The 24,225-nt window shown below is 46.6% G+C and carries 26 protein-coding genes and 3 pseudogenes; 14 read left to right on the top strand and 15 right to left on the bottom strand.

Annotated elements, in window-relative coordinates; genetic code table 11:
- Positions 1–233: 233 nt before the first annotated feature.
- Positions 234–611, bottom strand: a complete 378-nt coding sequence (locus tag FYJ64_RS09000) for a desulfoferrodoxin family protein (protein WP_154574817.1) — start codon at positions 609–611, stop codon at positions 234–236.
- Positions 612–927: 316 nt separating this feature from the next.
- Here FYJ64_RS09000 and FYJ64_RS08995 point away from each other — a divergent pair, with 316 nt between their 5' ends.
- On the top strand, positions 928–1,428 hold the full coding sequence (locus tag FYJ64_RS08995; protein WP_206045621.1) for a PH domain-containing protein: 501 nt from the start codon (positions 928–930) through the stop codon (positions 1,426–1,428).
- The gene (locus FYJ64_RS08990; protein WP_154574815.1) at positions 1,425–2,918 is read left to right on the top strand and encodes a PH domain-containing protein; all 1,494 of its coding nucleotides are present in this window, start codon (positions 1,425–1,427) and stop codon (positions 2,916–2,918) included. Before FYJ64_RS08995 ends, FYJ64_RS08990 begins: the two co-directional genes overlap by 4 nt.
- Positions 2,919–3,021: 103 nt before the next feature.
- On the opposite strand, the pseudogene FYJ64_RS08985 reads toward FYJ64_RS08990, so the two are convergent.
- Together FYJ64_RS08985 and FYJ64_RS08980 are read right to left on the bottom strand one after the other, a co-directional pair.
- Positions 3,022–3,279 (bottom strand): annotated as a pseudogene (locus FYJ64_RS08985) (type II toxin-antitoxin system RelE/ParE family toxin); the annotation flags it as partial.
- A gap of 64 nt (positions 3,280–3,343) precedes the next feature.
- Positions 3,344–3,649, bottom strand: coding sequence for a type II toxin-antitoxin system RelB/DinJ family antitoxin (locus FYJ64_RS08980; protein WP_154574813.1), 306 nt, complete (start codon positions 3,647–3,649; stop codon positions 3,344–3,346).
- Positions 3,650–3,809: 160 nt separating this feature from the next.
- Here FYJ64_RS08980 and FYJ64_RS08975 point away from each other — a divergent pair, with 160 nt between their 5' ends.
- Positions 3,810–4,067: a hypothetical protein gene (locus tag FYJ64_RS08975; RefSeq protein ID WP_154574812.1), complete on the top strand. Its 258-nt coding sequence runs from the start codon at positions 3,810–3,812 to the stop codon at positions 4,065–4,067.
- 440 nt (positions 4,068–4,507) lie between these two features.
- Here the strand turns inward: FYJ64_RS08975 and FYJ64_RS11825 are convergent, their stop codons facing one another.
- The gene (locus FYJ64_RS11825) at positions 4,508–4,726 is read right to left on the bottom strand and encodes a sigma-70 family RNA polymerase sigma factor (protein ID WP_206045620.1); all 219 of its coding nucleotides are present in this window, start codon (positions 4,724–4,726) and stop codon (positions 4,508–4,510) included.
- A gap of 101 nt (positions 4,727–4,827) precedes the next feature.
- On the opposite strand from FYJ64_RS11825, the gene FYJ64_RS08965 reads away from it, so the two are divergent.
- Together FYJ64_RS08965 and FYJ64_RS11820 are read left to right on the top strand one after the other, a co-directional pair.
- A complete protein-coding gene (locus FYJ64_RS08965) occupies positions 4,828–5,421 on the top strand; it encodes a type IV toxin-antitoxin system AbiEi family antitoxin domain-containing protein (RefSeq protein ID WP_154574810.1) in 594 nt (197 codons plus the stop codon).
- Positions 5,418–6,264, top strand: a pseudogene (locus tag FYJ64_RS11820) (nucleotidyl transferase AbiEii/AbiGii toxin family protein). The gene FYJ64_RS08965 and the pseudogene FYJ64_RS11820 overlap by 4 nt, the downstream one beginning before the upstream one ends.
- Before the next feature lie 700 nt (positions 6,265–6,964).
- Here the strand turns inward: FYJ64_RS11820 and FYJ64_RS08955 are convergent.
- The 6 genes from FYJ64_RS08955 to FYJ64_RS11815 all read right to left on the bottom strand — a co-directional run bounded on the left by FYJ64_RS08955 (position 6,965) and on the right by FYJ64_RS11815 (position 11,155).
- Complete coding sequence (locus FYJ64_RS08955; protein ID WP_154574809.1) at positions 6,965–8,161, bottom strand: tyrosine-type recombinase/integrase; 1,197 nt, start codon at positions 8,159–8,161, stop codon at positions 6,965–6,967.
- Positions 8,143–9,345, bottom strand: a complete 1,203-nt coding sequence (locus FYJ64_RS08950; protein ID WP_206045619.1) for a tyrosine-type recombinase/integrase — start codon at positions 9,343–9,345, stop codon at positions 8,143–8,145. The genes FYJ64_RS08955 and FYJ64_RS08950 overlap by 19 nt, the downstream gene beginning before the upstream one ends.
- Positions 9,329–9,592 carry a MerR family transcriptional regulator gene (locus FYJ64_RS11410; RefSeq protein ID WP_206045618.1) on the bottom strand — a complete coding sequence of 88 codons (264 nt, stop codon included), beginning with the start codon at positions 9,590–9,592 and terminating at the stop codon, positions 9,329–9,331. Before FYJ64_RS11410 ends, FYJ64_RS08950 begins: the two co-directional genes overlap by 17 nt.
- Positions 9,593–9,665: 73 nt before the next feature.
- Positions 9,666–10,067, bottom strand: coding sequence for a type II toxin-antitoxin system PemK/MazF family toxin (locus FYJ64_RS08945; RefSeq protein ID WP_154574807.1), 402 nt, complete (start codon positions 10,065–10,067; stop codon positions 9,666–9,668).
- 9 nt (positions 10,068–10,076) lie between these two features.
- The gene (locus FYJ64_RS08940) at positions 10,077–10,388 is read right to left on the bottom strand and encodes a hypothetical protein (RefSeq protein WP_206045617.1); all 312 of its coding nucleotides are present in this window, start codon (positions 10,386–10,388) and stop codon (positions 10,077–10,079) included.
- 542 nt (positions 10,389–10,930) lie between these two features.
- Positions 10,931–11,155, bottom strand: coding sequence for a sigma-70 family RNA polymerase sigma factor (locus FYJ64_RS11815; protein WP_154574805.1), 225 nt, complete (start codon positions 11,153–11,155; stop codon positions 10,931–10,933).
- A 101-nt stretch (positions 11,156–11,256) separates the two neighbouring features.
- Between FYJ64_RS11815 and FYJ64_RS08930 the strand changes: the two genes are divergently transcribed.
- On the top strand, positions 11,257–11,850 hold the full coding sequence (locus FYJ64_RS08930; RefSeq protein ID WP_154574804.1) for a type IV toxin-antitoxin system AbiEi family antitoxin domain-containing protein: 594 nt from the start codon (positions 11,257–11,259) through the stop codon (positions 11,848–11,850).
- The gene (locus FYJ64_RS08925) at positions 11,847–12,692 is read left to right on the top strand and encodes a nucleotidyl transferase AbiEii/AbiGii toxin family protein (protein WP_154574803.1); all 846 of its coding nucleotides are present in this window, start codon (positions 11,847–11,849) and stop codon (positions 12,690–12,692) included. The genes FYJ64_RS08930 and FYJ64_RS08925 overlap by 4 nt, the downstream gene beginning before the upstream one ends.
- 282 nt (positions 12,693–12,974) lie before the next feature.
- On the opposite strand, the gene FYJ64_RS08920 is transcribed toward FYJ64_RS08925, so the two are convergent.
- Complete coding sequence (locus tag FYJ64_RS08920) at positions 12,975–13,394, bottom strand: RNA polymerase sigma factor (protein ID WP_206045616.1); 420 nt, start codon at positions 13,392–13,394, stop codon at positions 12,975–12,977.
- 485 nt (positions 13,395–13,879) lie between these two features.
- On the bottom strand, positions 13,880–14,422 hold the full coding sequence (locus FYJ64_RS08915) for a hypothetical protein (RefSeq protein ID WP_154574801.1): 543 nt from the start codon (positions 14,420–14,422) through the stop codon (positions 13,880–13,882).
- Positions 14,423–15,214: 792 nt separating this feature from the next.
- Between FYJ64_RS08915 and FYJ64_RS11810 the strand changes: the two are divergent.
- Positions 15,215–16,362: pseudogene (locus FYJ64_RS11810) on the top strand (IS256 family transposase).
- A gap of 250 nt (positions 16,363–16,612) precedes the next feature.
- Entirely contained in the window at positions 16,613–17,305 is a 693-nt protein-coding gene (locus FYJ64_RS08905) for a hypothetical protein (RefSeq protein ID WP_154574800.1), read from the top strand.
- A gap of 157 nt (positions 17,306–17,462) precedes the next feature.
- On the opposite strand, the gene FYJ64_RS11900 is transcribed toward FYJ64_RS08905, so the two are convergent.
- Together FYJ64_RS11900 and FYJ64_RS11895 are read right to left on the bottom strand one after the other, a co-directional pair.
- Positions 17,463–18,119, bottom strand: a complete 657-nt coding sequence (locus FYJ64_RS11900; RefSeq protein ID WP_465250639.1) for a transposase — start codon at positions 18,117–18,119, stop codon at positions 17,463–17,465.
- A 26-nt stretch (positions 18,120–18,145) separates the two neighbouring features.
- Entirely contained in the window at positions 18,146–18,637 is a 492-nt protein-coding gene (locus FYJ64_RS11895) for an IS110 family transposase (RefSeq protein ID WP_465250638.1), read from the bottom strand.
- A 255-nt stretch (positions 18,638–18,892) separates the two neighbouring features.
- Between FYJ64_RS11895 and FYJ64_RS08895 the strand changes: the two genes are divergently transcribed.
- A complete protein-coding gene (locus tag FYJ64_RS08895; protein WP_154574799.1) occupies positions 18,893–19,174 on the top strand; it encodes a hypothetical protein in 282 nt (93 codons plus the stop codon).
- Here FYJ64_RS08895 and FYJ64_RS11390 read toward each other — a convergent pair.
- A complete protein-coding gene (locus FYJ64_RS11390; RefSeq protein WP_206045613.1) occupies positions 19,164–19,367 on the bottom strand; it encodes a hypothetical protein in 204 nt (67 codons plus the stop codon). The genes FYJ64_RS08895 and FYJ64_RS11390 overlap by 11 nt on opposite strands.
- A 602-nt stretch (positions 19,368–19,969) precedes the next feature.
- On the opposite strand from FYJ64_RS11390, the gene istA reads away from it, so the two are divergent.
- The 4 genes from istA (at position 19,970) to FYJ64_RS11385 (ending at position 24,082) form a co-directional block, all read left to right on the top strand.
- A complete protein-coding gene (gene istA, locus FYJ64_RS08885) occupies positions 19,970–21,334 on the top strand; it encodes an IS21 family transposase (protein WP_465250637.1) in 1,365 nt (454 codons plus the stop codon).
- 6 nt (positions 21,335–21,340) lie between these two features.
- Positions 21,341–22,117 (top strand): ATP-binding protein, encoded by a 777-nt coding sequence (locus FYJ64_RS08880; RefSeq protein ID WP_154574797.1) that lies wholly within the window; start codon positions 21,341–21,343, stop codon positions 22,115–22,117.
- A gap of 205 nt (positions 22,118–22,322) precedes the next feature.
- Complete coding sequence (locus FYJ64_RS08875) at positions 22,323–23,810, top strand: transposase (RefSeq protein ID WP_154574796.1); 1,488 nt, start codon at positions 22,323–22,325, stop codon at positions 23,808–23,810.
- Positions 23,811–23,941: 131 nt separating this feature from the next.
- Complete coding sequence (locus FYJ64_RS11385; protein ID WP_206045612.1) at positions 23,942–24,082, top strand: hypothetical protein; 141 nt, start codon at positions 23,942–23,944, stop codon at positions 24,080–24,082.
- Positions 24,083–24,225: the final 143 nt, after the last annotated feature.

Here is a 24,225-nt window from a genome sequence, read left to right as displayed (position 1 = left end):
AATGTTTTGCCAGGGTAGCACCGCCTAGGGAGAACGTGTATCTTGCACCGTCCACTTCACGCCGCGGGAGCACCGAAGTATTTCACCGCGTGAATACCGGGAGCATTTCACCGCGTGAATACCGGGAGATTCGTTGTAAACAGGAAGCAAGACAGTAAAATACCGTCCGTATGCCCGGACGGTATTTCTGGCATTTTCAATAAACTGTCTGGTGCATCTGCAAATCCTTGAATTTACAGGTCTGCCTTCCACAGGCCGTGGAGTGTGCAGTATTCGTAGACGGCAACCGGTTTCTCTCCGGGAGCGACGGCGAAGACTGCCTCCGGTTTGTCCGTGGGTTTCAGCCATCTGACCTGAAGGCTGTGTTCGGTTTCCAGCAGAATGCTGGCGATATAGTGCTCGTCGGTCATCGGATGCTCCACGCTGCCGACCTTGACACTGACTTTGTCGCCTTCAACGGTCGCGACCGGTACGTGCTTCTCCTGCGCTGCATCGGTGGTGTTTGCCTTCAGGAGCTCCATGGGCTCTCCGCAACATACGATGGGAACTCCCGATTTATGAGCCATGATAACGATATTTCCGCAATGTGCGCATCTGTACATTTCTAACATAATGTTTCCTCCTTGTTAAGAACTTTAAGTTGTATGACCATTATATACCCCGTAGAGTGTAAAGTAAACAACAACAATTGCGGAAAATTCAGACGAGAGGACGGATTATGCGGCAACCGGGGCATGAAGATTTATTGGGAATCCGAACTGAAACGTCGGCTGGAAGCGGCGGGATTTGAATCCGTTGACGATGAACGCTGTTCAGATTCGAAAAAACCCGGATCTGCTTTATTGCCCGGCGGCGGTGAGGATGATTGACGCATCGGTTAGAGAATGGCATAATGGAGGAAAGTCAGAGCAGGGGAGGGAATGCGAGATGAAAGAATACAAAAAGTTAGAGAAGAACGCGTTGAAATACATGTACGTGGTTAACGGGATTGCCATTGCGGTTTATGCGGTGATATTTCTTGGTGTTGCGTCCGATCTCTGGTTCGGATGGATTTTTCCGGGAATTCCGCATCGGCGGATTGCGGCGGTCGTCGTGCTGGCGCTTTATGCGGCGCTTGCTGTGACGAAACTTTTGTCGCCGAAAATACTTTATCACTGGTACAGGTATGCCATTGATGAGGAGGAAATTAATATCCGTTCCGGAGTTTTTGTGAAAAAGACTGAGATCGTTCCTATCGAGCGGGTGCAGAAAATCGAGATGAGCCGGGGCCCTGTCGAGCGGAGGTACGGTCTGGCTTCGGTTTCGGTTGTGACCGCGGGCGGTGACGTGGATGTGCGGTATCTGCCGGCAGCGGAGGCGGAGGAAATATCGGAGTCGCTTAAGCGCAAGGTGGGCAGGATCGCTCGGGGAGGAGATATTCGAGCATGAATGAGAATGAGCGGATTGTTTATCGCAGTCATTTCAGTGTTCTGATTACCAAAGCGACCGGTGTGCTGGCCGCACTGGCTGTAATCATTGTAACAAATCTGCGGGATGCGGAGAGCCTTTTTCGGGAATTGCGAACGACCGGCGGCGTCCCGCCCCGGTACTGCCCGATTCTGCTGGGGCTCCTCGTGATGGTTTTGTTCCTCGCGGCCCTTGCGGTGAGGCGCTGGTGGCGGACGTACATTATCCTTGACGGAACGAATCTGATTGTGCATCGGGCGACCATGGTTGACAAACAAAATATTATTGACCTGGCGACGGTGTCCAGTGTCAACCTTGAACAAAACCTTTTGCAGATGATGCTCGGCGTCTACCGTATCCGCATCGATACTAATTCCGCCTCGACTGCAGAAGATACGGATGTAGACCTGGTTCTGGCCCGGGACAGGGCGGAGGAATTCAAAAGGCTGGTGATGGGTCGGATGGGTGCGGAGAGTCCGGTGCCGGTCAATCCGCAGGAACTGTATCACAACGGAATTTCCTTTGGCACGGGAGCAGTGCTCCGTCATGCGATGTTCTCCAGCAGTATTGCCGGGCTCCTGATCGGCGTCGGCGGACTGGCGCTGGGAAGCGGCATGCTGGCGGATGATATTCACGGTATCGATACTTCGAGCCTCGGTGAATTTCTGACCAGTCTGGTGGTGTTGCTTGTGGCGGTCTGGTCGCTGGTCGGCACGCCCGTCAAAAGCTTTCTGCGTCTCTACGATTTCCGTTGTATGCGGCACGGGGATTCACTGCGCCTTGCATACGGTCTGACCAAGAGGCGGGATTTCTCGGTTCCGGTCAGTAAGATTCATGCCGTGACGGTGAATCAGGGATTTCTGGCGAGAATTTTCGGCTATGAGGAACTGAAAATTTCCGTGATCGGGATGGGGGATGATGACGATGAGGTATGTAATCTTTCCCTTTATCTGAGGAGGGACAAAATCACTTCGCTTGTGAGCCGGCTGCTGCCGGAGTATGAACAGCTTTATCAGATGAAATGGGAACGGAAGCGAGCGATACTGATGGCGATAGACGCAGTGCGTTATGTGCTGATCTCATCGGCGGTGATGGCGGTCGCCTGGCTTGTGATTCCATTGTCGCTCAACTGGAAACTGATGATTGCAGCAGGCGTTCCTGTCGCGGCAGCGGTATTTTCTGTGTCTGCAGGTGTGACGGCGGGGCTTGCGCTGGCAGAAAACGGCGTTGTAATCCGGGGAGGCATATTCGATGCGACGAGAACGCTGGTCTTTTACAAAAAGCTGCAGACGATGCGCTATGATGGAGGGCCGATCTGGCGTCATTTCGGCGTCAGTGAAGGCGTGTTCACGATGTTTGGCGGAATATTCGGATCGAGGATATCGGTGGGCGCTTTCCCGACCGTGAGATTTGAAGAGATAGCGCGCCGCATGTGCGCGGCAAGATGCTATTCTCCGCGTTCTTCCGCTTGAAACCACTGGGTCGGGAACAAGCAAAAGGTTCAGAGTTTTGCCTCTGAACCTCAAAAATGGTGGAGAATCAGAAGCGGTTCAGAATACAAAGGACACAAAATGACTATCGATTGCCTCTGAGTCTGTTTTCTATATCGGATGCCCCATACAGGACGTTTGTCACGATCACAACATCATCCGCAATAATGAAAAAGACGGCATAGTTATCAACGATGAGTCTGCGAAGTCCTCTCGTTCTTTCTGGTTCGCTCTCCATCAATTTGATGCGCTCCGGCATTTGATCCAGTGTCTCTATGGCGTCAGCGATACGATTATATTGTCCCATTGCTGTGTCCGGAGCAAGAAGTTCCTCGGCTATATATTCTCGTAGATCGACTCCATATCATTAAGAGCTTCATCCGTGATGTGAGTCTTGTAATGTGTCATTACTTCTTCTCCGCTCTGAACGCAGCAAAGGCTTCCTTGGCATCACGAGTTCTGCCTGCCGTTGCGTCCTGATATCCCCTGTCGAGTTTCTCGTGGATCTCATCTGCTGTCATCCGGGTTGCATCTACGCTTGCAGGTGCTTTTGGCAATGTAACAGCAAACGGGATACCACCTGTCAAGCTGATTTGATTGAGATAAATATCAATGGCCGTTGACATAGGCATTCCGAGGCTCTTCAGTACTTCTTCTGCTCTTTGCTTCACTTCCGGATTAACTCTCAGATTAAGGGTGGCTGTTTTTTCCATGACTTTCACCTCCACCATCATTGTAACGCAAACGCCGTTACAACACAAGATGAAAGGAATATTAATCATAATCAAAAATATATGAAAAATGACTTGCTATTCTCGACGTTTAGAGCGTATATGTACATACCAAAAATCACAACGGATGCAGGAGCACGAAATGAAAGTGAATTACAACGCAACCGGAAAAGAAAGAAAAAGGCTGGCACAGGCAATCGGCAAATCCATCGGAGTGGATGCCATCTACACGGGCGTTCCTACATGCGCCTACGAGATCGGTTATTTCACGGTCGACCGGGAAGGAACCCTGATCTTCGATGATGCAGCGGACATCCACGAAATCGAACAGGTCTTCGATGCCATTGCCGCTGCAGGATTTTTGTCCTCGAACACGATGAACTCTGCAATGCGAATCTGAATATCCGAAAATGAATTTACGGCAATCTACGGGCCATCATCCCGGATTACGGGAAACAATCAGGCGACAGCCAGCGAATCTGTCGCACGAGTTTCCAACTCCCCCGAGGATCTCTCCGGGCTGCCCCCATTGCGTGACTGGATTAGTATCCGGGGCTGTGGCTGGACAGGAGTATCATTGTCTTCTCCGGCGGTCACCGCAAAATGACAGGTGCTGCCTGTCTTTTGAAGCGAGACATTATCGCTCTCCCTTGCGGGGTCATGGCGCATCGCTTCGCATGCTCGCACCGGAGCTAAAGTTCCTGATGAATGTGTATTCACTTTTCAAAGTGCAGTTTGTTATCTTGAGAGGTCACCGGCTGTCATGATTTCTTTACGAAAGTCCTGCCCGATTTTGCCTCTCACCCTATAGACAAAAAAGCGAAAAACTTGAGGTTCATCTCAAAACTTTTTTAATTTTTTTCTGATGGTTTCAAGCCGGTGTGATATTGCTGAAGGAGACACGCCGATTGCATCTGCATATTCCTGTTTTGACATTCCATCCTCATAGAGAGCCTTCAACAGGTCCCGCTGGCTTACGCTGAGTTCGGAAAATGCTTTTGCAATTCGTCTTTCGTGATTCGCTTTGTAATCCCTAAAAGCCTTGCGACAATCACACATTCTTTTTAATTTATTTAATGTGTGATTGTCGTCCTGCTGTTGACAACTGCACATTATTTACATATAATTTAATGTGTGTATGTCAAAGTGAGGTGAGAAACATGGAAATCAATGAAACAATCAGTGAACTGCTGCAAGCGTCAACGGACGGAACAATCACCACAGCGCAGGTCACAAAAGCGGGCTTGCACCGCAGCGTGCTGCAAAAACTCGTGGACTGCGGAGAACTTTATCGTTACGGACGCGGGCTGTATGTAAAAAGCAGCGCATGGGAGGATGATTTCTATCTGTTACAGCGAAAATATGAGCGTGGAATCTATTCTCACGATACCGCCCTGTACCTTCTGGGGTATTCTGACCGTACTCCTGCCAAATATACGATGACCTTTCCCAAGGGCTACAACACACCGTCCCTGAAGCAGGAAAATATAACCGTTAAGCGAGTTGTGCCGAAGAACTACGAATTTGGCATTATTGAAATTCAGTCCCCGTCCGGCAATCCGATCCGTGTCTATGATTTGGAACGGACACTTTGCGATATTCTGCGTGGCAGTGGAAGCGATATTCAGATTGTTGGAGAAGCAATGAAACGCTATGCAGCGTCGAAAACAAAAGACATTCACAAACTGATGCAATACGCTGAGCAGCTTCGGGTAAAGCCAAAAGTGCTGCATTACATGGAGGTATTGTTATGATTACAAATAATCCAATGCAACTGAAAGCCGTTATCAAAAAGAAATCAGCAGAGAAACATATTTCCGCGCAGCTCGTCATGCAGAACTATATGCTGGAGCGGCTGCTGGAACGAATTTCTCTGTCAAAGTATAAGAACAATTTTATTCTCAAAGGCGGTTTTCTGATTTCTGCTATTGTCGGACTGGACACGCGGACAACAATGGATCTTGATACTACAATTAAAGGCTTTACATTGACGCATGAAGCAATCCACTCTATCTTTCAAGAGATTTGTGCCATTGAGATTGAGGACGACGTGCAGTTTGAGATTGCTGGAGTTTCCGATATCCGCGAGGGTGACGATTATCCTGGCATTCGCGTTGCGCTGAAAGCTAATTACCCGCCGATCAGCGTACCGCTTACGGTGGATGTTACCACGGGCGATATGATAACCCCCCCGTGAAGTAGAATACACATTCTCCCTGCTGTTCGATAACCGCAGTATCAGTATTCTTGCCTACAACCTTGAAACGGTGCTTGCAGAGAAAATTGAAACGGTGCTGTCCCGCAACATTGCCAATACCCGCCCAAGAGATTATTACGATGTACATATTTTGTATGCGCTGCGGGGCGCAGAATGTGACAAAACCACGTTGCGCCATGCGCTGGAACGGACAACGCAGAAACGGGGCAGTGGTAGGATCATGGAGCAGTACCCGGAGATTATGAAAGAGATCCGCGGGGGCGACCAACTCCGCAAGCTGTGGAACAAATACACCCGGGAATATGAATATGCCAAGGACATTTCCTTTGACGATACCTGTAATACCATAGAAACCATTATGGACGCAATCATGCAGTAATTGAGGGGCGCTTATCAATGGGCCATTTAACGGCGTAGAGCGCGATTTTGTCAATCGGGATCATCAGGTCATCGGGCTTGCCCGCTTACCCTTGTCTATGCCTGAGTTTTCGGTTTTTTGGTATACCTTTTATGGAAAACCTGCACCCGTGGTCCCAGGCGTTGCCGGGTAGCTGAAGAAGCAGGCAAGACGAAAGCAATACGAACAACCAAGACTAAGCCGATCCCGCACCGCAATGGTACGGGATCTTTTATCAAGACACGGTATGTTATAGACAAAAAAGCGAAAAACCTGAGGCTCATCTCAAAAACTTTTTTCCCAGATCATATGGCTTCAGGTGGGTCTGAGAGGGTTTGTATGCGTCTGAAAAAAGCCACAAAAAAATCCGCTGGCCATTGAAATCAGCGGAATTCGTTGCAATGCGCAGTCGATTTCAACCGAATCAGAGATTCGGGAAACCGTTGCAGCTGACCTACCTCAGTGTTTTCGGCGCTTTCGCTTGAAATCACTGGGTTAGGGGCAAGCAAAGGGTTCAGAGTTTTGCCTCTGAACCTCAAAAAATGGTGGAGATGTAAATTATTGAACATTCACAGATCATGAAATTTCAACGTTTATCCGGTTATTTTGCTGCAACAGAGCATATCTTTTTTTGAAGAGATCTTTCTCAAATAAAGAGCCGGATCTTTCGATCCAGCCCTTTCTATTCTCCGTCATGTGCCGGAAGCTGCTTTGTTGCTTCACCCTCTAATCGGTTCAGATATCCGCTGAACAGATTGATAGCATCGTTATTCAACCTTTCAAACACGTCTGCGTAGGTATCCAGCGTTACATGAATGTTCTTGTGCCCCAGCCATGTCTTCAAAACGATGGGCGGTACACCCGCCTCAATACATCTTGTGGCAAATGTATGCCTCAGCGCATGCTGTCCGTTATATTCAATCCTGATATTCTCGCAGCAGCGTTTGTAAAATCCGGTGACATCGCCGGTCCGTATAATTGGATCTCCGAACTTTTTGCTGAAGATCAGATCCAGAGGGTTCTCCCTCATATTCCGGAGCGCCTCCTTGATAACCGGGTAAGCATAATCCGAAATCGGCACTTCACGAATGCCCGTTTCCGTTTTCGGTGTTTCCTTGATAAATACACGTCCCTTCAGTCCTGTGGATACCGTGCGATGTACGGATATAACATTACGTTTAAAATCGATATCTTCCGGCGTCAGTGCATTGATCTCTCCCATACGCATTCCGGTGTAAAGTTCCAGCAAAAGCTGAGGGCAGTGATTGTTCCGACCATATGGCGGCTCGTAATTCTGCAGATATTGTACCAGCTTCTGCTGTTCATCTTCTCTAAGTCCCCGGATCTTCCGGTCTCTCTTCTCAGATCTCGGGCAGCGCAGGTCCCAGTTCGTCATGATATTTTTCTTAATGATATGTCTTTCTTTTGCAATTTCGAATGCCATCCGGAGCATCTGGTAAATGCGCTGAATCATATGATTGGAATAGGATGTCAAACTCTGGAGATAGAGATCCATTTGTTCTTCATCGATCTCCCGGATAGGGATCATACCCAGCATCCCGGTTTCAATTGACCTTATCGTTCCAAGACTGGCCGCATACCCGGGCTCATTGATATAGTTTTTCCTGAAATCTCTACTCAGTTTATCCCTCAGGATCTCCGGTATCGTCGAATCCGGTGTGATATTTCCGATGATCCTGCGGATCTTCTCAACATATACGGCTGCTTTCTCCAAACACTCAGCCTCGTCTTTTCCGGAAAAGTATTTCTTATGGCGCTCATCATTCTCATCGTAAATATTGACCAGATAAGTCATCTTTTTTCCGACCTGCTTAAAATTACCTCCCTGGAGAGGATCCTTCAATCTGCGTCTACCCATAAAACATCCCTTTCTTTTTCGACTGTGTTCTGTTCCTGATCCAGATAGTCCAGATAATCATCCAGTTTCCGAACCGATTTGAAGTTCATTCGATGGAACACATCTGCATAGGTGTCCAATGTAATGTGAATGTCTGTATGCCCCATCCAGTTTTTCAACACCACAGCCGGCACACCGGCCTCGATGCATCTTGTTGCAAAAGTATGACGCAGGGCATGCTGTCCCCCGTATACGATGCCATTCTTCTCACAAAGTCTTTTATAAAAGGAATTGACCTGGTAAGTTGCAATAACACTCTTCTTGTTGTAGTCGTAGAACAAAAGCCCAAAGGGGTTGTTCTTTCGCTGCTGCAGTGCGGCCTTCAGCACCGGTTCCAGTTTCCGGCTGATGGGAACATCCCTGTGTCCTGCATCTGTCTTCGGGCATTCCTTGATGAATTCCTTGTATTCCATGCTCCGGGCAATGGTCCGGGATACATGGATATAGCCTTTATCCAGATGGATGTCCTCCGGCTTTAATGCATTGATCTCGCCCATGCGAAGTCCACCGTAAAGCTCGATGAGAAGCTGCAGCCTGTAATCTCCCCGTCCTTTCTGAGGTTTATACTCATTCATCGCTTCGATCAACAATATCTGCTCTTCTTCCGTGAGGCCTCTTACTTTCTTGTCCGGTTTATCAGACCGGGGACAGCGAAGATCCCGCATCTCCATGTAGTTGGTTTTGATGATCCCCTCCATCATGGCCATACGATATGCGGCTCGAAGCATCGTATAGAACTTGTTGATCATTGAATTGGAGTAGTGGGTGATCGAGCAGAGAAAAGCCTCCAGATGTGCTCCCGTCACCTGCGCAATCGGCATGGTTCCTATTCCTGACTTTTCGATTATTCGAATGGTTCCGAGGGTTCTTCCATATCCCTGTTCCCTGACGTAGTTCTTTTCATAATCCGATTTCGCTTTTCGGTAGAGGATCTCAGGAATCGTAATGTCGGGATCCATCCCAGCCTGTTTAATTTCCTGCTGCTCCAGAAAATCCCCAGCTCTCTGCAGACAGATTTCTCTGGTATCAGCAGAGAACGACTTTAACCTGGTTCTTCCATATTCATCAATGTAAGAGATCCTGTACTCGATCTTGTCTCCCTTTTTCCGGAAGGAGCCCTGTCCGTTGCTATTTCTCCCTTGCATTTGCCTTTCCTTTCTTCCAATACACATTGCGGTTCTTGCAGTTTTTTCTGGAAAAGTAGTCGATGAGGGCATGGGCCTCCACGACCTTATTCTTTCCATAATCCGTCGAAGGAAATTTCGGATCATTAAACATCTTCTGAACCGTGTTTTCACTCCAGCCCAGCATTCTGGTCAGATCTTCGATTGTATAAAACCGCACCTCGCTTGATATGTATCTGCGCTCCATGCTGCTTGATGCATTGTCCATTTTCTTGTCTCCTATAGTAGTTGCTGTCTTTGTTTCCTGCTATTCTTCCAATTTTTCGCTGACACCCTTGACATCAGCTTTTCCCACGCTGTCTCTTCCGCCTGAACTTTCTGCAGTGTTCCGGGCTGTTCAAGCAGGATCTGATCGCACGGTCCACTTGTTTCATGGTCTTTTCATCAAGCTTTCCGCGATACTCACCAAGATAACTTTTGTCTACGGTAAAAAGCTGTTCCGCTTCCACTACAGATTGTTTCGGCAGTCCCTTAACCTTAGGCAGCAGCACATGGCTCTTCAGATCAAGCCGCTTGATCTGGCTGGTTATAATCACGACCCAGACAACAGGGGAGTATTCATTCCTGTGATCTGAGGATACGACCAGTACCGGGCGAATGCCGGCCTGACGACTTCCCAGCCGGACCTGACCCAGATCCATGTAGTAGATCTCGCCGTAGTGTACGATTCTCTTCTGATCCATGAGCACCTCCTAGACAAATCTGCAGATGAGATCATGCATTATGAAAAGTTCCGTGTTGAGCCTTTTCATGTCAATGTTGACCGTGCGGAGAATATCCGGAACGCTTTTATCCTCAAACACGATGAGCTCTGCAATGCGGATCTGAATATCCGAAAATGAATTTATGGCAATCTGCAAACCATCATCCTGGATCTTTCCTATCCACGCATGATCTTTTCCATTCTCATAAGCTTCCTTCAGACCAACGAGAAACAGCATTGGCTCTGCGATCCCACCGATCTGGTCGTCCCAGAAAACACTTCCGTTATCCCTGACTTCCATTTCTACCTCGCTTTTCTTTTCGGCGGATACACATTCACCGTCCGGGTCAATGTCCGGGTCAACGGATGATCGAGAATGTAGCACCGGCACAGCAAGCTGTGCCGGTGAAAAAAGCATTTATGTCTCGATCCCATTTGCCCCTGGCATCCCGGATCACGGGAAACGATCAGGCGACAGACAGCGAATCTGTCTCACGAGTTTCCAACTCCCCCGAGGATCTCTCCGGGCTGCCCCCATTGCGTGACCGGATCAGTATCCGGAGCTGTGGCTGGACAGGAGTATCATTGTCTTCTCCGGCGTTCATCGCACAATGACAGGTGCTGCCTGTCTTTTGAAGCGAGACATTATCGCTCTCCCTTACGGGGTCATGGCGCATCGCTTCGCATGCTCGCGCCGGAGCTAAAGTTCCTGATGAATGTGTATTCACTTTTCAAGGTTCAGTTTGTTATCTTGAGAGGTCACCGGCTGTCATGATTTCTTTACGGAAGTCTTTCCCGATTTTGCCTCTCACCCTATAGACAAAAAATCGAAAAACTTGAGGCTCATCTCAAAACTTTTTTCAATTTTTTTCTAATGGTTTCAAGCCGGTGTGAAATGGCTGACGGAGACACGCCGATTGCATCTGCATATTCCTGCTTCGACATTCCATTCTCGTAGAGAGCTTTCAACAGCTCACGCTGACTTTCGCTGAGTTCGGAAAATGCTTTTGTGATTCGTCTTTCATGGTTCGCTTTGTAATCCCTAAAAGCCTTGCGACAGTCACACATTCTTTTTAAACAGTTTAACGTGTAACTGTCGTTTTGCTATTGACATACACACATTATTTGCATATAATTTAATGTGTGTATGTCAAAGCGAGGTGAGCAACATGGAAATCAATGAAACAATCAATGAACTGCTGCAAGCGTCAACGGACGGAACGATTACCACAGCCCAGGTCACAAAAGCGGGCTTGCACCGCAGCGTGCTGCAAAAACTCGTGGACTGCGGAGAGCTTTACCGTTACGGACGCGGGCTGTATGTAAAAAGCAGCGCATGGGAGGATGACTTCTATCTGCTGCAGCGAAAATATAAGCGTGGAATCTATTCTCACGATACCGCCCTGTACCTTCTGGGGTATTCTGACCGTACTCCTGCCAAATATACGATGACCTTTCCAAAGGGATATAACACACCGTCCCTGAAGCAGGAAAATATAACCGTTAAGCGAGTTGTGCCGAAGAACTACGAATTTGGCATTATTGAAATTCAGTCCCCGTCCGGCAATCCGATCCGTGTCTATGATTTGGAACGGACACTTTGCGATATTCTGCGCGGCAGTGGAAGCGATATTCAGATTGTTGGAGAAGCAATGAAACGCTATGCAGCGTCGAAATCAAAAGACATTCACAAACTGATGCAGTACGCTGAGCAGCTTCGGGTAAAGCCAAAAGTGCTGCATTACATGGAGGTATTGTTATGATTACAAATAATCCAATGCAACTGAAAGCCTTTATCAAAAAGAAAGCAGCAGAGAAACATATTTCCGCACAGCTCGTCATGCAGAACTATATGCTGGAGCGGCTGCTGGAACGAATTTCTCTGTCAAAGTATAAGAACAATTTTATTCTCAAAGGCGGTTTTCTGATTTCTGCTATTGCCGGACTGGACACGCGGACAACAATGGATCTTGACACTACAATTAAGGGATTTACATTGACGCATGAAGCAATCCACTCTATCTTTCAGGAGATTTGTGCCATTGAGATCGAGGACGACGTGCAGTTTGAGATCGCCGGAATTTTCGACATCCGCGAGGGTGACGACTATCCTGGCATTCGCATTGCGCTGAAAGCTAATTACCCGCCGATCAGTGTACCGCTTACGGTGGATGTTACCACGGGCGATATGATAACCCCCCGTGAAGTAGAATACACATTCTCCCTGCTGTTCGATAACCGCAGTATCAGTATTCTTGCCTACAACCTTGAAACGGTGCTTGCAGAGAAAATTGAAACGGTGCTATCCCGCAACATTGCCAATACCCGCCCAAGAGATTATTACGATGTACATATTTTGTATGCGCTGTGGGGCGCGGAATGTGACAAAACTACGTTGCGCCATGCGCTGGAACGGACAACGCAGAAACGGGGCAGCGGTAGGATCATGGAGCAGTACCCGGAGATTATGAAAGAAATCCGCGGGAGCGATCAACTCCGCAAGCTATGGAACAAATACACCCGGGAATATGAATATGCCAAGGACATTTCCTTTGACGATACCTGTAATACCATAGAACCCATTATGGACGCAATCATGCAGTAATTGAGGGGCGCTTATCAATGGGTCATTTAACGGCGAAGAACGCGATTTTGTCCATCGGGTTCATCGGGCTTGCCTGCTTACCCTTGTCTATGCCTGCGTTTTTGGTTCATCTTTTATGGAAAACCTGCACCCGTGGTCCGAGGCGTTGCTGGGTAGCTGAAGAAGCAGGCAAGACGAAAGCAATACGAACACCCAAGACTAAGCCGATCCCGCACCGCAATGGTACGGGATCTTTTAACAAAACACGGTATGTTATAGACAAAAAAGCGAAGAACTTGAGGTTCATCTCAAAACTTTTTTTAATTTTTTTCTGATGGTTTCAAGCCGGTGTGAAATGGCTGATGAAGACACACCGATTGCATCTGCATATTCCTGCTTTGACATTCCATCCTCATAGAGGGCCTTCAACAGGTCCCGTTGACTTACGCTGAGTTCGGAAAATGCTTTTGCGATTCGTCTTTCATGGTCCACTTTGTAATCCCTGTACTTTTCTTCTTCAATCATTGCAAAGGGATCATCATCCGAATCTGCGAAGTATTCTTCCTTGCCGTCCAGATCGGCAAAATTGACACTGTGACGTTCCTCCCGTTTGTCCAGTTTCCACTGCTCCCGTTTTACTGATTTCAGCTTCTCTCCCCATTCATCGCTGATCTCGATCTCGACAATTTCTTCCGTGATGAACTCATACCTGATTTTTTTCATTTCTTCCTCCTGAATTTCGAAAAGATGTAAATTTGCCATTTTCGAAATCAGAAGGTTACGGACCTCTGATAGGGCACAGAACCGATTCCTGTATCCGCACTGTCTTTCTCCTTTCGGGCATATGCGGTGAACTGCTTCCTTGCTACGCTTCGGGCAGTTCCCGCAGCTGACCTACATCGGTGCAGGGCACCGTGTCAGGGCATGAAAAAAGGCCGGGAGAATTTCTCCCGGCCGAAGCCAATTACCTGAAAGACAGGCATAAAAAAAGCCTCATATCCATTTTGATATGAGGCATTCCCCTTATATATTCAGTTTTCTTTTATGCTATAATCTCTCAGCATATACATTTTAACCTCTAGAAAGTCTCGCGTCAGTGCCACTATAATCTCTATATTGTCTCATTTTAGTCTCTCTATAGTCTCTCACAAGTGATTGTGCGTTCCACCAATATTTCCTTACCTAAAAGTGGATTGTGTATTTTTTTCTCATAAGCAGAATTCTTCCGCTTCCGGATTCGTTAGCCTAGAATTTAAATCCCTGAATGAGCTCTGGCGCTCGGAAGCATCTTCTTTCATCTTCATCCATAATTTTTTTTCGTTATCATCCGTACCCCAAAGTATGACCCCAAAGACTGTTACCGCTTCCTTCTGTTTTCTATAAAATGTGCTCCTCTCCACACCCAACATATCCAACATGTCATCTAGGACATACTCGAATTTACTGAGATACTTCAGTGAAATCAAGTCACCATAGAATTTGCCATCCTTTGGCCACTTCCTAAGATGATACATCGCCATATCAACCAGCCGGATCCTCCAGCCGATATCAAAGAGCTTACAGAATCGTTCTTCAAAACGTTCCCGCTGCCCATCGGGTGCGAAATTATCCAAATACAGTAACGCTTTATCCATATCTCTTCCGCAGAATTCCGGGAACTCATCAGCCAGATCATCTACATAACCTACCGTATCCCAGCAAACATCTCTATAGCATTCTAATAACGCTTTCCCTCTATAGTAATAATCCATTGGGGTACCGTTATGTCTGGCACATGTCATACGAATTCGTTGTTGTACATTAAATCCTTTACGACTCATATTACCTCTCATCCCCTTTCAGAAATGCATCCTCAGTTATTGGGTATAACATCCCACATTCCCAAGGATAGAAAACAAGCCCTGGATACGTACATCGATATGCCTGTGATATGTTTTGTTGTTACTTGCTCTGTTATCCGAAACGTCCTCCTTGTAGATAGAAGGTCTTTTCAACGGGGCTTGCTTCACTCCATTTTAATCATAAAAACTAACTTTTTAACCAGTTCCAATCATCTGATCTTCAATACACTATTCGGCTCATCACTTGATATATATATTATAATGCGTAATATCAAAAATGTAAACATATGTTCTTTTGTACAAAAAGGGCTGCTAAAATAGTCATTAGCTGAACAGTAATATTAAAAGACTTGATAATATTGGTTTATTAACGATATCTTGATAATATTACGAAAAAAACTATAATTATTATAGGAGTACAATTTCTCTTATGGGGGGTGTAGACATCAAATTATCAAAATTAAGGATGAACAAGACAGACCATGTGGAAGGGCTATTCTTCCATATCGGATTTACACGAGAGTGGTAGATAATAATACGCCAATAAACAGTAATGCGGACATTAATGATATTGAATATCTGATAGTGTAAAATAGTTTGTGTAAACGTAGTGGTTCTAAAACAGCTATAGAAAAAGGGACCGATTTCCTGTAAAGTGTTAATAACATCCAAACACAGAACTGATGACAGCGCTACTAAAAAATGAATCCCTCGATGAATTTTCGGTCACATCTGGAAAAAGCAATCAACGATCTTTTAAGGATCGAACTGACCGAGTTCCTCGGATACAGCAAGCACAGCGTAGCTGGCTACAATTCTGGGAGCAGCCGCAATGGCTGCTATTCCCGCGAACTTGATACAAAGTAAGGTAAGCCTCATATTTCCGTTCCTCGCGACCGAAAAGGCGAGTTCGACCAGAAACTGATCCCGGAATGTTCCAGAAGGACGGATGACCTGGAAACGACCATCATTATGTTCTACCGGAAAGGAATCACCACAAGAGAAATCGCCGATCTGATCGAGAAGATTTATGGTCATTGCTATTCACCGGCTACGGTGTCTAATATCTCCATGTCTGTGGCTGATCAGGTGGAGACGTTTCATAAAAGATCATTGTCAGAAAAATATGTTGTGATTTTTATGGATGCCATCTATCTGAATGTCCGCCGCGACAGTGTTGCGAAAGAGCCGTTGCACGTTCTGCTTGGCATCACACCGGATGGACACGGGAAGTCCCGGATTACGCGTTGTACCCTACGGAATCAGCTACGAATTACGAGGAGATGATGGTCTCGCTCAAGAACCGTGGCGTAAAACAGGTTCTCCTGTTTGCATCGGACGGGCTAGAGGACATGCGGGATGCCGTAAAGCACCAGTTTCCGCAATCCGAGCACCAGCAGTGCTGGGTCCACCTGAGCCGCACCGTTGCCCGCTACATCCGTCAGAAGGACCGGAAAAAGGTCCTCGGAGATCTGAAATCGGTGTACCGTGCCGATAATGCGGAGAATTCCGAAAAGGAGCTCACAAGCTTTTTGGGCAAGTACAAGAAGACTTATCCACGGTTCGCTGGTATTTTCAAGCGGGCAGAACAGAGTCAGTCTCAGTTCTTCAAATTTCTGGAAGCAATCCGGAAAAGCATCTATACGACAAACCTGATTGAACGGAGCAACAAAGGCCTGAAGCATAAATCAAAGTCAAGGTGCAGTTCCCGAATGAAGACGCTCTTGAGCGGTTTGTCTGCAGCTACTACAGCGAGCTCAATCGTAGTTAAGCAGAGCGCGCCCATCGGGGCTTCCAACTGGCCTCTGCTGAGATCCTACAGTTGTTTGAAAATCAGATTAAACCTGTAAATAGCGTTCAGGATGCATCCGCAGCTTAGCCAGTCGATCTACACGGAGCAGGAAATTTGAATATGTTTACACAAACATATTGACACGATCAATCTGCAATAACTTGACGTAAAACTGGTATTAAGATATAATTTATTTAGCAAATTTTCTTCAAAGTTAGCGATACAGCAGTAATTTTAGGAGAAGAAACCAATGGGTTACAAGATGATTTAATCGAAATCAATAACAAGTAGTCAAGGGGGTGCATATTATGTATATAAGAAGTAAATTAAGAACAGTCATTGCAATTACATTAGCGACGATATTGATTATTATGTTGCTACCATTACAGCAGACATATGCGGCAGAACTTGTTAAAATTCCAGATAGTAATGCTTATCTAAAGGTCATAAATGAAAATAAAATTCAAGTAATTGAAGGCAATAAAGTCAGTGATATAACCGTTATGGCTGTAAGCGAGGATATTACTGAAGTCAAAGTATCTGAGCCAGGCAGGACAGAAAGAGTTTTTACCGCTAATTCTGCAGAAGGAACAGTAACGACAGATACTGGACTCAAGATAAATATTGCAGAAGATGAATTACAGGATGAAAAAGAGATTACAACAAACAGTGCAAAAACGGAAGCATATAAAAGTAAGACTGTGACAAAAAAGTATTCCTACGCTAAGATAAAGAGTGCTTTAGAAGATACAGCTACAATTGCAACAATAGCCAGTGTCCTTCTGGTTTTTATAGCGGCAGCTGGATACTCCGTTCCTGCAACACTGTCAATCTTAGTGACTCTATTGTCTGCACTACCGAATTTAATTCCAAATGTAAAAAAGGGATCGTCGAAGCACGGAGTAAAGATCAAATTGAAGAGTTATATGAGAACATCGACTAAGAATGGCAAGGAGTACAAATACGAAGCATGGAAGCCTGTTAGCGTGAGTAAATATTAAAGACTAACTATTAAAAGTCAAGGGTAAAATGCAGAAGCCCTCCGCTGCTGAAAGGTTAGTTGAATAAGCGGTAGATGTCAGCAATGAACATTGAAAACTGCATGACAAAACAGGCGTCCTTGGGGATGCCAGGCAGAAGATATTGAAAAGTCACAAGTCAAAGCATAGAACAATAAGCTTCACCAGTAGTTTGCAGATGGTAGATTAGACGCACTAACTTCTTGGCTGCATGCGAGATGGCGACAAAGTAATGTTTGCCCTCAGAGCGCTTTTTCTCAAGGTAAGCCTTAAATGTGGGATCCCACATACAGACATACTGAGTGGCATTGAACAGAGCATATCGAAGGCAGCGTGAACCTCGTTTTTCCATGTGAGCATAAGATGAGGTTAATTGTCCGGATTGGTAAGTGGATGGGGACATTCCTGCGTAAGCAAGGACCTTATCCGGGGAAGAAAACCGGCTTAAATCACCAAGCTCTGCAAGAATCATTGCGCCCATACGGTAGTTAATACCGGGAATCCCAAGAATCGGAGCATCCAAGGTGTCCATGATCTTTTGGATGGAAGATTCGATCTCATCGATTTCTTCCGTAAGGATCTGGATTAAAGAGATCATATGCTTCGGCTCAAGAGATTTCGCAGGCATATCAGAACCGATGGAACATCTTGCAGCATTACGAATAGTCTCAGCGGTGTCTTTGCCATAACGGCCTCTGGAACTGTCGCTGAGAAGATGTTTCAGACGAGTCATATGAGCTTTTGAAATCTGTTTTGCTCCCGGAAACTCAGCCAGCAGTGCATAGACAGACTTCATATGGAGTGTTGGACCAGCGTCTCAAGTTACGGGAAGAGAATCGTGACCAGTCTGGAAAGAGACTGTTTCAGTTTTGCCCGTTCACGGACTTTATCAAAACGGTATCTTGTAAGTGATTTCAGTTCCTCCATATGATATGATGTTTTAGAGTAGGACGTAAGATTCATACCGGAAGAAAGCATCATACAGATGGTACGGGCATCAACCTTATCCGTTTTGGTCTGTCTAAGGCTTTGACTTTTACGAAACAGATTCGTATGTAACGGATTGATCAGGGAAATGGGAGACCCTTGGGCGATCAGGTATCCAAGTATGTTGTACGAGTAATGACCGGTAGCTTCCAGTCCTACTTTTACTTTGGAAAGATCATCGGATACAGATCGGATATGATCCATGAGTTTCTCAAAGCCCTCCCGATTGTTGGTGATAATGAATGGCGGGTAAAGCTCTACACCGTCTGAATCACAGATGTAACAGTCGTGTTTGTCTTTTGCGACATCGATTCCTACGTAAATCATGTTTCCTCCTTTGGCACAGTCAATAACTTCGGATACTGTTCGGACCATGGTCTCGCTGCTGGCGTAACCTTGTTCGATATAAACCGTCATGCGGTATCTAACTGATCAACAATGATGCAGAGAGCTGTGGTTGGAGCCTTTCGTTAACCATCAAGTGGTAGGAGAAATGAACCAATCCACAGTATCTCAAACAGTATAGCATCAAGTACAAATGAATACGTTATAGCTACAAGATAATAATACAAGGAGAATTGTATGAGTCGTTTGAAAATCAATCAGAACGGGAGCATTGGGTATACGGACTTATATGTACTGCTTCTGGTCATTGCGAAAATCTTTGTACCGGATGATTTCAGCGAAGCCGCAAGCATTCCGATCAAAATAATTATTTCAATTATACTGATACTCGGCTTATGCTTCGTAATCTGGTTCGACAAAAGACAATTAGGAAAGCTTTCTGTTTGGAAAAAGGTTCGGGATTGCATATACATCATTCTTCTTGTATTGGAAATCAAAGTGTTGATTTTTAATTATTAATTGTTTTCATCGCTGGAGTCGCGATCTTCGGGGTAATGATCTTCATCGCAATAGCGCTAGCAATTTGTATTGTATTAGCATTCAGGCTGTAATCCCGACGATCAGCATCAGCGCCGCGCCGGTTAACTTTTTTCGCATGATTTCCGTCAGACTGAGCAGCTTTTCGGAGTTGCTCTTTTTTATGTAATTCCAACGGATCCGGAGATTTCGAGGGTTTGCGGGTTTTGTAAACCCTGACTTTGAGCCGCATATAACCGCATACAGCAGCATACAACGGCACGTTTTGATGGGATTTTGTTGGGAATCCGTTATAAAACACTGAAACCTCAAATTTAACGTATATATGAATCCTGCTAAATTACGTACATAATAAGGCTTCCAGATCAATGCATAGCCCTATAGTGCCTGAAATACTGGCTTTGCGCAATATTTTCTATTCGAAACCCTTGATTTAGCACTACTGAGTATTCTGGGGTGAGATCCATCACCTGTCCGGCTTTCAGAAATCATCATTCCGCCAAACCGGAAATCAGCATTCCGGAGATGGAAATCACCGGCACACTTCCTTAGAATGAAGATATGCGCCACGGCGTAAATCTATTCTAAGGAGGTCAACAATATGACCCGGTATCGTGAGATCCTTCGGCTTACGGCCTTAGGACTTTCTCAGCGGAACATCATGCAAAGCATCAATGTTTCGCAGAAAACTGTCGTCAAGGTTCAACGACGTGCAAGGGAATTAAAACTCTCCTGGCCGTTAGATGAATCCATGACAGACATTGAGCTGGAAAGCTGATGTTTCCCAAGGAACCGAAGCAGACTCTTAAAAAGATGCCTGACTTCGATTACATCCGCAAGGAGCTGCTCCGTAATGGAGTCAACAAGAAGCTCCTGTGGACGGAATACCTGGAGGAATGCCGCCAGTCAGGCGAAAAGCCTCTCATGTATTCACAGTTCTGCTATCACATCCAGCAGGAGGAGCAGAAACGGCGTGCTACCATGCATGTGCCCCGAAAGCCCGGTGAACAGATCGAAGTGGACTGGGCAGGAGATCCTGCCTACCTCACCGATCCTGATACAGGTGAATCGACACCGGCCTGGATATTCGTTGGGGTCATGACGTACAGCATGTATCCGTATGTCGAAACCTTTATCAATGAAAAACAGCGTGCCTGGATCACGGCCCATGTACACATGTATGAGTACTTTGGCGGTGTGACCCGTATCCTCGTTCCGGACAACCTGAAAACGGCTGTCGTCCACAACAACGACTGGTACACACAGGAACTCAATACCGTTTATCATGAAATGGCTGAGCACTACAACACAGCGATCCTTCCTGCCCGTGTGCGGGCTCCGAAGGACAAGCCGAATGCAGAGGGATCCGTTGGGGTCATCTCCACATGGATCACTGCCGCACTCCGTAATGAACAGTTCTTCACGCTGGCCGAACTGAATCGGTCCATTCGTGAAAAGCTTGAAGAATTCGTCCGTCGCCCCTTTCAGAAGAAAGAGGGCAGCAGGTACGAGATCTTCGTGAAAGAAGATCTGCCATTACTGAGCAAATTACCGGCTACCCGTTATGAACTGACCGAATGGAAGTCAGCCACTGTTCAGTTCAATTATCACATATCTGTCGACGGAATGCTATACTCCGTTCCTTACGAATTCATAAAACGTAAAGTCGACGTACGGATAACTGACCAGGTAGTCGAGATTTACTTTAACCATAACCGGATCGCCTCTCACCGCCGCAGGTACGGCCGTAAGGGGCAGTACAGCACAGTAACGGAACATATGCCGGAAGACCACCAGAAATATCTTGAGTGGAACGGCGATCGTTTCCGCAAATGGGCTGAACGCATCGGTAGCAATACATACAAGGTCGTTGACGCGATCCTTACCTCACAGAGGATCGAACAGCAGTCCTATCGCAGTTGTATGGGGCTTCTGAAGCTGGCGGACAAGTATTCTCCCCAGCGCCTGGAAGCCGCCTGCACGAAGGCTCTGTCATACACTGCGAGCCCCAGCTACAAGTCTGTGAAGAACATTCTTGCCGCCGGGAAGGACAAACCGGATAAGGACGAGTCCGAATCCAATGCTGTTAAATCCCATAACCCCCACGCGATCACCCGCGGCGGGGACTACTACAGGAGGTAAATGATCATGACGAACCAAAGCACGATTGACAAACTGATTGAAATGCGCCTGACATCCATGTCTGATGCATTCATCACACAGATGAACGATCCCCGGATGAAGGACGTTGCCTTCGAAGACCGCTTCGGGATGCTGGTCGACGTCGAATACAGCAACCGAAAGGCCAACAGCCTCAAACGCCTCATTCGCAATGCCGGCTTTGATCAGCCTGAGGCTTTCATCGCTGACATCAATTATACATCCGGGAGGAAGCTCAATCGAGAGCTGATCGAGCGACTCTCCACCTGTGAGTATATTGCAGAGCACCGGAATCTGTTTATCACCGGAGCGACCGGCAGCGGCAAGACATACCTGGCATGCGCCTTTGGTATGGAAGCCTGCAAGCAACGTTACAGGACAAAGTATGTCCGACTTCCGGATCTGCTCCTTGAACTTGAACTTGCACGCTCCGATGGGACGTACAAGAAAGTTCTGGCCAAGTATGCCAATCCGATTGTTCTGATCCTGGATGAATGGCTGCTTCTGAAGCCGACTGAGGCTGAGCAGCATGACATCCTGGAACTATTGCACAGAAGGAGGAAGAAATCTTCCACGATCTTCTGCTCACAGTATGAACCGGATGGCTGGTACGATCAGCTGGGAGGCGATGACAGTCCCTTGGCCGAAGCGATACTGGACCGCATCAAGCATGATGCCTACAAGATCAATATCGTACCGGTAGATCCGGCCAACTATCGCTCAATGAGAGAGGTATACGGCCTGGACCCGGCAATGAGTGAGTGAACAGATGGCATGGCCCCGTTCCGGAGGATGTCTTCTATCCCTGGAACGGCGGCTTCGCCGCATTGGAAATCAGTAGTACTGATTTCCATATGCCGGACTGGTGCTTTCCGGTTTGCCGGATTGGCGCTTTCAGCGCACCAGAATATCCACACTACATATCTGGTACACTTATTACGTAATTAACGTATATATGCGAGGTGCCAAAATGAGCATTCCGCAATCGATCAAGGAGAAAAAGCCTGCACAATTCGGAGCGGTGGAGATCCGCCGATTCGGTGACGACAAATATTATGTCTACCAGATCTCATCCAAATGGGATCCCGAAAAGAACCGTCCGAAGAAGGTAACTGGCAAAAGCATTGGCAAGATCACCGAGGCTGACGGGTTCATCCCTAATGCCAACGGACTGAGGCTGATGGCAAAAATGCACATCGCCCCTGATGTGGCACCAGTAGTAAAGAACTATGGCGCATATGAGTTGATGCAGCAGCTCTCTTCTGATCTCAGTGATCAGATCAAGACATTCTTCCCGAACATGTTCCGGGAGATAAGAACGATCTCACTGATCAGACTCGTGGACAGGGTCTCGTCTGCAAAGATGATCCAGCCGGTTTTCCTTGACTCATATATGAGTGACATTTGCGGGGACATCGCAGCATCTGAGACATCCGTGCGCAGATTCGTTTCTAAGCTCGGCACCATGCAGGATACCATCGATGCATTCATGAGGTTCCGTGTCATGCCGAGCACGACTCTGCTGTTTGACGGCACTTCGATCTTCTCAAGGTCGCAGGACTCGCTGGCGGTCAAAGGATACAATCCTGATCACAGCCGGAACACTCAGGCTCGCATGCTGTATGTCTTTGAGAAGGATACTCACATGCCGGTCTTCTATCGCATTCTTCAGGGATCGATAGTTGACAAGACGGCATTCATCGATACGGTAAAGGCGTCCGGGTGCAGGGACTGCATCATCATTGCAGATAAGGGTTTCTACTCAAAGAGGAACCTTTCTGTGCTGATGGAGACCGGGATGAAATATATCCTGCCTCTGCAGGACAACACCGTGAATGTTGAAAAGTCCTTCTATGAAGACAAAGACGACAACAAATTCGATGATGTGTTTTCCTACAACCACAGGCCTGTCTGGTACCGAAAGAAATCCAGCGGTAACAAGGGCAACTTCATATACACGTTCCGTGACGACATACGCAAGGCAGAGCTTGTCGAACGCTATGTGGTCAAGGCTGAGAATGACTACGGCGAAGAAGACCGTAAGCCAAAAGATGTCCTCAAGCAGATCCGTATGGGATACTTCTCATTCTGCAGCAATCTCGACGTGGAGCCGCAGGAGATATATCTTGCGTACAAGCAGCGCTGGGATATTGAGCAGTGCTTCGATTACCTGAAGAACAGCGTCATCAGTTCTGCATCTCATGCACGCACAGATGATTACTTCCGTGGCTGGGCGTTCCTGAACCACATAAGCCTGTTGTATTATTATGGCTTGCTCAATGCACTCAGAAGCACCGGGCTTGACGAACGCTATTCAGCCGAGGATGTCCTGAAGCTGGTAAAGAACATCTACAAAGTCGATGCCGGCGATGCCGAAGGGTACCGCGTTTCAGCTATCCAGAAGAAGACTCGTCGTGTGCTGAACACACTCGGAGTCGACCTATTACGTGAAAACTAATGTTTCAGTGTTTTGAAATCGATTTTTCAAAGTGCATGGGGAGGATATCTGGGTATGCTCATCCCCCCTAAAAAAATCGGCACTCAACCGTTATTGTCGTTTAAACTCAGTTGTTGAGCAGACACTATTTAATGACAACTATGGAACGAGCGAAGAAAAAACTTTTTGTAAAGTATTTCAAAACACACATAGAGCCAAAACTGAAGGAAAAGAAGCTGGAATACTATGTTGTTAGGAATGAAAGAATTCCTGAATTGGCTATATTCTTTTGAAACTAGTGCAAGCTTTTCAAGCTCTGCTTTATGGTTATCATCGAGTGAGAATTTCATACAGACGGCCCTCCCTTGTGCCTCACCTATATGATATCACACCTCGATGCAAATGTACAACTAATTAAAAAAGCTTACACTAGTGT

Origin of the sequence: Hornefia butyriciproducens (genome assembly GCF_009695915.1) — a bacterium.
GTDB lineage: Bacteria > Bacillota > Clostridia > Peptostreptococcales > Anaerovoracaceae > Aminicella > Aminicella butyriciproducens.
The sequence above is the reverse complement of the archived record's forward strand: the minus strand, read 5'-3'. Positions and strand labels throughout refer to the sequence as shown.

What these genes read in the sequence shown, in the direction of transcription:
- FYJ64_RS08940 (WP_206045617.1), bottom strand. Translation starts at nt 10,388, where the DNA reads ATGGAAGTCAGGGATAACGGAAGTGTTTTCTGGGACGACCAGATCGGT.
- FYJ64_RS08920 (WP_206045616.1), bottom strand. Translation starts at nt 13,394, where the DNA reads ATGAAAAAAATCAGGTATGAGTTCATCACGGAAGAAATTGTCGAGATC.
- FYJ64_RS08945 (WP_154574807.1), bottom strand. Translation starts at nt 10,067, where the DNA reads ATGGATCAGAAGAGAATCGTACACTACGGCGAGATCTACTACATGGAT.
- FYJ64_RS11410 (WP_206045618.1), bottom strand. Translation starts at nt 9,592, where the DNA reads ATGGACAATGCATCAAGCAGCATGGAGCGCAGATACATATCAAGCGAG.
- FYJ64_RS08875 (WP_154574796.1), top strand. Translation starts at nt 22,323, where the DNA reads ATGAGCATTCCGCAATCGATCAAGGAGAAAAAGCCTGCACAATTCGGA.
- FYJ64_RS08990 (WP_154574815.1), top strand. Translation starts at nt 1,425, where the DNA reads ATGAATGAGAATGAGCGGATTGTTTATCGCAGTCATTTCAGTGTTCTG.
- FYJ64_RS08965 (WP_154574810.1), top strand. Translation starts at nt 4,828, where the DNA reads ATGGAAATCAATGAAACAATCAGTGAACTGCTGCAAGCGTCAACGGAC.
- FYJ64_RS11900 (WP_465250639.1), bottom strand. Translation starts at nt 18,119, where the DNA reads ATGAAGTCTGTCTATGCACTGCTGGCTGAGTTTCCGGGAGCAAAACAG.
- FYJ64_RS11825 (WP_206045620.1), bottom strand. Translation starts at nt 4,726, where the DNA reads ATGTGTGATTGTCGCAAGGCTTTTAGGGATTACAAAGCGAATCACGAA.
- FYJ64_RS11895 (WP_465250638.1), bottom strand. Translation starts at nt 18,637, where the DNA reads ATGATTTACGTAGGAATCGATGTCGCAAAAGACAAACACGACTGTTAC.
- FYJ64_RS11385 (WP_206045612.1), top strand. Translation starts at nt 23,942, where the DNA reads ATGACAACTATGGAACGAGCGAAGAAAAAACTTTTTGTAAAGTATTTC.
- FYJ64_RS09000 (WP_154574817.1), bottom strand. Translation starts at nt 611, where the DNA reads ATGTTAGAAATGTACAGATGCGCACATTGCGGAAATATCGTTATCATG.
- FYJ64_RS08895 (WP_154574799.1), top strand. Translation starts at nt 18,893, where the DNA reads ATGAGTCGTTTGAAAATCAATCAGAACGGGAGCATTGGGTATACGGAC.
- istA (WP_465250637.1), top strand. Translation starts at nt 19,970, where the DNA reads ATGTTTCCCAAGGAACCGAAGCAGACTCTTAAAAAGATGCCTGACTTC.
- FYJ64_RS08925 (WP_154574803.1), top strand. Translation starts at nt 11,847, where the DNA reads ATGATTACAAATAATCCAATGCAACTGAAAGCCTTTATCAAAAAGAAA.
- FYJ64_RS11815 (WP_154574805.1), bottom strand. Translation starts at nt 11,155, where the DNA reads ATGTGTGACTGTCGCAAGGCTTTTAGGGATTACAAAGCGAACCATGAA.
- FYJ64_RS08995 (WP_206045621.1), top strand. Translation starts at nt 928, where the DNA reads ATGAAAGAATACAAAAAGTTAGAGAAGAACGCGTTGAAATACATGTAC.
- FYJ64_RS08915 (WP_154574801.1), bottom strand. Translation starts at nt 14,422, where the DNA reads ATGGATTATTACTATAGAGGGAAAGCGTTATTAGAATGCTATAGAGAT.
- FYJ64_RS08980 (WP_154574813.1), bottom strand. Translation starts at nt 3,649, where the DNA reads ATGGAAAAAACAGCCACCCTTAATCTGAGAGTTAATCCGGAAGTGAAG.
- FYJ64_RS08975 (WP_154574812.1), top strand. Translation starts at nt 3,810, where the DNA reads ATGAAAGTGAATTACAACGCAACCGGAAAAGAAAGAAAAAGGCTGGCA.
- FYJ64_RS08905 (WP_154574800.1), top strand. Translation starts at nt 16,613, where the DNA reads ATGTATATAAGAAGTAAATTAAGAACAGTCATTGCAATTACATTAGCG.
- FYJ64_RS08930 (WP_154574804.1), top strand. Translation starts at nt 11,257, where the DNA reads ATGGAAATCAATGAAACAATCAATGAACTGCTGCAAGCGTCAACGGAC.
- FYJ64_RS08955 (WP_154574809.1), bottom strand. Translation starts at nt 8,161, where the DNA reads ATGGGTAGACGCAGATTGAAGGATCCTCTCCAGGGAGGTAATTTTAAG.
- FYJ64_RS08950 (WP_206045619.1), bottom strand. Translation starts at nt 9,345, where the DNA reads ATGCAAGGGAGAAATAGCAACGGACAGGGCTCCTTCCGGAAAAAGGGA.
- FYJ64_RS08880 (WP_154574797.1), top strand. Translation starts at nt 21,341, where the DNA reads ATGACGAACCAAAGCACGATTGACAAACTGATTGAAATGCGCCTGACA.